The following is a 4305-nucleotide window of genomic DNA, read 5'->3' on the forward strand; positions in this document are numbered from 1 at the left end:
CCCCATACTACGTGATAATTAAAATTTAGGAAACCCCTAGTTATTTTAAATTACCCTTTTTTATTAGCTTCTTCCTGTAACTGCTTTTCTTAAAAGCTGTTTATCAACCCAACGTGTAGAGAATCTAAAGTTCTTTTGTGCGAATACAAATGTGATTTCATTATTTGTATTGAAGTTGATTTTCTTCATCTTACGATAATCGATAAGAAGACGACCTACAAGCATATTTTTTCTACCAACTAATACAAGGTTTGCAATCTGCATTGAATAGATGATTGAATAAATAGCCCATACACTTAAAGCGTTTGAAATGTAGTTCATTTTGTGAGCATTGTATGTTGAAATCATAAAAGCGATACAACCAAATAATACTACAAAATAAAGTACTGTAAGACCAATATAAAAAGCCTTACCTGCAGGACTCATACAGAATTTTAATGAATGATCTCTTTTCTTAGATTTAATAATAGTTACAACTACATTCACAATCATATATGTAAAGTAGAGACCAACGAGTCCAACAAGAAATGCAAGTATAATTAAAACCTGATCCATTCTGTTCTCTCCTTTATTCTTCTTATAATTATACATTGAACTGTTCAATTTGGCTATACCCTATTTGTATGGACAAATGAAAAAGAAGCAGTATAATACTTAAAAAAAGGGGGAAAATGAAAATGTATACACTTCATTACATAATACAGAACGATCAATGTGACTATACAGGTCGTTTAAGAGATGAAAATATTTTTGTCTATTTCTCACGTATAGCAACTGTAGATGGTTCTTTATCAGGATTCTATAAAGAATCAATGAAGGGAAAGTATGGTTATGTTGTTTCTAAACAGTCACTTATATTAACTGAACCTATTTATGAAGATGATGAAATTACTCTTACTACAGAGATTGGACATTATTCTAATGTGATTTTTCCTCGATTCTACTATATAGAAAAAGAAGGTAGACGTATTGGTGAATGTCGTTCTATCTGGACTCTTATCGACCTAAAGAGACGTCGTATTACATCTCCTAAGCGTGCAGGATTAACTCTTCCTGATAACCCAGACTTGGTCAAAGAAGAACCAGAAACACTCTTTACGCAAGATGATAGACAATTAGTAAGTACTTATACTGTACCTTATAGTGATATAGATACAAATAGACATTTAAACAATACCCATTATTTACGTATCGCTTCTAACTTGATTCCCGTAGAAGCCTATGAAAATCATTTTATGGATTCTATTTCTATTAACTATAAAAAAGAAATACTCGCTCATCAGACAATTGAACTCTATCTCACTCATATTAATGATACCTATATCATTGAAGGGGATGTAGAAGGAGAAAACTGCTTTATTGTGAAAATCCATATGAAGGAGTACACAAAATGAAAAAAGAACTTCCTATCATGATCTTTCATAAAGATAATCAAGACTACTATGGCGGAGACCAGGATTGGTTTCCTGATGAATGGGCAAGACGTGCAGGATGTGCAAGTGTCTGTGCTGCAGATATGGCCTGTTTCTATGAACATAAGCTAGATATCTCTTATCCAGATTTTCTAGAACTGATGACAAAGATGTTTAAACTCAATACTCCAGGTATTATGGGTTTCCCTTATTTCTATAAGTTTGCGAAGAACTTTAAGAAGTATATGAAACATAGTGGTTTAGATGTAGAACCTGTTTATCAGAAGATTACTGAATCTGCTGAACAGGGTGTACATTTTGTGAAAACAGCTATTGATCAGGGTCATCCTATTGGTATGTTGATCTTAACTCATGAAGCACAGATATTAGAAGAAGAAACATGGCATTGGATGTGTATTACTGGTTATGAAGAAACATCATCTGATACATCTATTATCTTCTCATCATGTGGTGAACGTGTATGTGTGGGTGCTTCTACACTCTTTAATAAGAGTCATAAGAATATTGTAAAGCTTGTAACGTTTGATTAAAAAGGAGATGTCGTCATCTCCTTTTAAAATTCCATAGGACTATACAAATCAATCTCAAGATGAGTGATCGGTTCTTCAAACTTGATATAGGCAGCATGAAGTGCTAAACGTGGATAATCAGAGCCTTCATTATAAAGGGAATCACCTAGAATAGGATGACCAATAGAAGCCATATGAACACGGATCTGATGCTTTCTACCAGTCTCTAGACGACATCTTACAAGTGCATAATCTTCCTTATTCTCTAGACACTGGTAATAAGTCACAGCAGGAATACCCTTAGAATGAACACGCATCTTAGAAGGACTATGTCTATCTTTGCCTAAGTTCTGTTCAATCTTATATTCCTTACCTTCTTTGATATGACCCTCTACATAAGCCAAGTATTCTCTTTGTATCTCTTTAATAGACAAGGCATGATCAAGATAAGCCTGTATTAAATGACACTTACAGAATACTACTAAACCGGTTGTATCATTATCTAAACGATGAATATAACGAACAGGAATATCATATCCCTGTGTCATATAATAAGCACTCACTCTATTAGATAAGCTGTCTGTCTTATGAGGATCATCTGGATAAACCGCAATCCCAATAGGTTTATTCACAATAAGAATCAGATCATCCTCATATACAATATCTATATCCTGAAAGTCAGGTGCATATGTTTCATCATCATGTTCATAAGCAAGAACATCTAATACATCATTTGTATGAAGTATAGGATTCATATTAAATACATGATTGATTTTATAGTCTTTATTCTGTTTTAATAAATGAATTGTTTTGCGTGATAAATGCAGATCTGCCCACAAATCAGATAAAGGACGATTTTCATATTCTTCATCAATAGTGATAAGAAGATGCTGTCCTTGCTTCTTTATTCTCATGGACGATATACAGTGATTTTGATATCAATAGTGACATCAAGTGCTTCTAATGTATCAAGAACATCACGCTTTTCTTTCTTGATATGATAATAATGTGGTGTCATCTTTAAAAGATTTAATGCATCTTCACGATTCTTAATAGAAATAGTCTTTTTAAAATCATGACTCTCTAATACATTAAATGGAAGACGGATATACTTATCAGACTTAGTCTTTACTTCATCATAAATCAAATGTTTAATTTCAATTAAATGATCTCTATTGGCAGTTACATGAATAATATAACCATCCTCTTTAATACATCTAGCAAGTTCTTCCTGATTCACTACAGTGAACATTGCGGTAATAACATCCATAGAATGATCAAGTACTGGAATATTCTTAGAATTACCTACAATCCAGTGAATAGACTTATCATACTGTGTAGCCATTCTTACAGCTAACTTAGAAATATCTAAACCACAATAAGTATTCTCATCACCAAGAATCTGTTTCATACGATATGTATAATAGCCTTCACCACAACCTAGATCTAGGATATTTAAAGGACCTTCCTTCTTCTTGATTTCATTTACTACTTCAAAAAGAATAGGATCATAATAACCCTTATCAAGATAAGCTTTTCTCGCAATCAATGATTCTTTAGAATCACCTGGATTATTAGATGCCTTATCAGGATTTAAAAGTAGATTCATATACCCTTGACGGGCAATATCATAACAATGGTTATTAATGCATTTACATGTTTTACCTTCAATTTCTAAAGGTTCATGACATTTAGGACATGCAAGTATACTCATTTTTATTTACCTCGTTTCTATTGCTTATTCGCAATGATATAATAGCATACTTTACTTGAAAGTTGTAAAATTAATATGAAAGAGAGGGATAACATGAACATAAAAAAAGCTTTTTCTAACAGTCTTCTTTCACTTCTCTATAAGAAGCCGCTTTCTAAAATCACCATAGGCGACTTACTAGAGGATACTGAACTCTCAAGACAGACATTCTATAATCATTTTCTAGATAAGAATGATCTTATTGCCTATGTTTATGATACAGTGATTGTGAATCGGTTCAATGAAGAAATGTCCATTGATTTCAAGTCAGCACTCACTCAGACATTAAACAGCGTAAAGAAATATGAAGCCTTCATTGAACAAGCCTGTTTAATAGATGGACAGAATTCCCTAAAAGAACATATGCTTAACCACTGTATAGAATTTGACTTAAAATGGCATGAATACTGTATAGGAAAACCATTATCAAAAGAACTTAAATTTGCGATACTCTACCATACCAATGCCTCTCATTGTATGGTCCTTCAATGGATTCTAGATGGTGTCAACTACCCACGACCTAAAGGTCATGGGCTTGTAACTGCCCAGTCGTATTAACGGTTTACACCTCCGACCTTTAACCCCAGTAGATATTGCTATCTAAAGTGGC

Annotated in this window: 6 protein-coding genes; 3 read left to right on the top strand and 3 right to left on the bottom strand. The window is 33.1% G+C overall.

All coding sequences use genetic code 11. The features are described from left to right. Positions 1 to 63 precede the first annotated feature (63 nt). A complete protein-coding gene (locus tag ACT8VG_RS07945; RefSeq protein ID WP_022425991.1) occupies positions 64 to 555 on the bottom strand; it encodes a hypothetical protein in 492 nt (163 codons plus the stop codon). 122 nt (positions 556 to 677) lie between these two features. On the opposite strand from ACT8VG_RS07945, the gene ACT8VG_RS07950 reads away from it, so the two are divergent. Further along, positions 678 to 1394, top strand: a complete 717-nt coding sequence (locus ACT8VG_RS07950) for an acyl-[acyl-carrier-protein] thioesterase (protein ID WP_195920859.1) — start codon at positions 678 to 680, stop codon at positions 1392 to 1394. Continuing rightward, entirely contained in the window at positions 1391 to 1963 is a 573-nt protein-coding gene (locus tag ACT8VG_RS07955) for a hypothetical protein (RefSeq protein ID WP_195920860.1), read from the top strand. Before ACT8VG_RS07950 ends, ACT8VG_RS07955 begins: the two co-directional genes overlap by 4 nt. Before the next feature lie 23 nt (positions 1964 to 1986). On the opposite strand, the gene ACT8VG_RS07960 is transcribed toward ACT8VG_RS07955, so the two are convergent. Further along, on the bottom strand, positions 1987 to 2856 hold the full coding sequence (locus ACT8VG_RS07960; protein WP_195920861.1) for an RluA family pseudouridine synthase: 870 nt from the start codon (positions 2854 to 2856) through the stop codon (positions 1987 to 1989). Beyond that, positions 2853 to 3656 (bottom strand): methyltransferase domain-containing protein, encoded by an 804-nt coding sequence (locus ACT8VG_RS07965; RefSeq protein ID WP_217106950.1) that lies wholly within the window; start codon positions 3654 to 3656, stop codon positions 2853 to 2855. Before ACT8VG_RS07965 ends, ACT8VG_RS07960 begins: the two co-directional genes overlap by 4 nt. 93 nt (positions 3657 to 3749) lie before the next feature. Here ACT8VG_RS07965 and ACT8VG_RS07970 point away from each other — a divergent pair, with 93 nt between their 5' ends. Continuing rightward, a complete protein-coding gene (locus ACT8VG_RS07970) occupies positions 3750 to 4253 on the top strand; it encodes a hypothetical protein (RefSeq protein ID WP_444195577.1) in 504 nt (167 codons plus the stop codon). The last annotated feature ends 52 nt before the right edge of the window (positions 4254 to 4305 follow it).

It is taken from the genome of Catenibacterium sp., from assembly GCF_052354645.1.
GTDB classification, from domain to species: domain Bacteria; phylum Bacillota_I; class Bacilli_A; order Erysipelotrichales; family Coprobacillaceae; genus Catenibacterium; species Catenibacterium mitsuoka_A.

Coding starts and splice junctions, on each gene's coding strand:
- ACT8VG_RS07945 (WP_022425991.1), bottom strand. CDS start 555: ATGGATCAGGTTTTAATTATACTTGCATTTCTTGTTGGACTCGTTGGT.
- ACT8VG_RS07950 (WP_195920859.1), top strand. CDS start 678: ATGTATACACTTCATTACATAATACAGAACGATCAATGTGACTATACA.
- ACT8VG_RS07955 (WP_195920860.1), top strand. CDS start 1,391: ATGAAAAAAGAACTTCCTATCATGATCTTTCATAAAGATAATCAAGAC.
- ACT8VG_RS07960 (WP_195920861.1), bottom strand. CDS start 2,856: ATGAGAATAAAGAAGCAAGGACAGCATCTTCTTATCACTATTGATGAA.
- ACT8VG_RS07965 (WP_217106950.1), bottom strand. CDS start 3,656: ATGAGTATACTTGCATGTCCTAAATGTCATGAACCTTTAGAAATTGAA.
- ACT8VG_RS07970 (WP_444195577.1), top strand. CDS start 3,750: ATGAACATAAAAAAAGCTTTTTCTAACAGTCTTCTTTCACTTCTCTAT.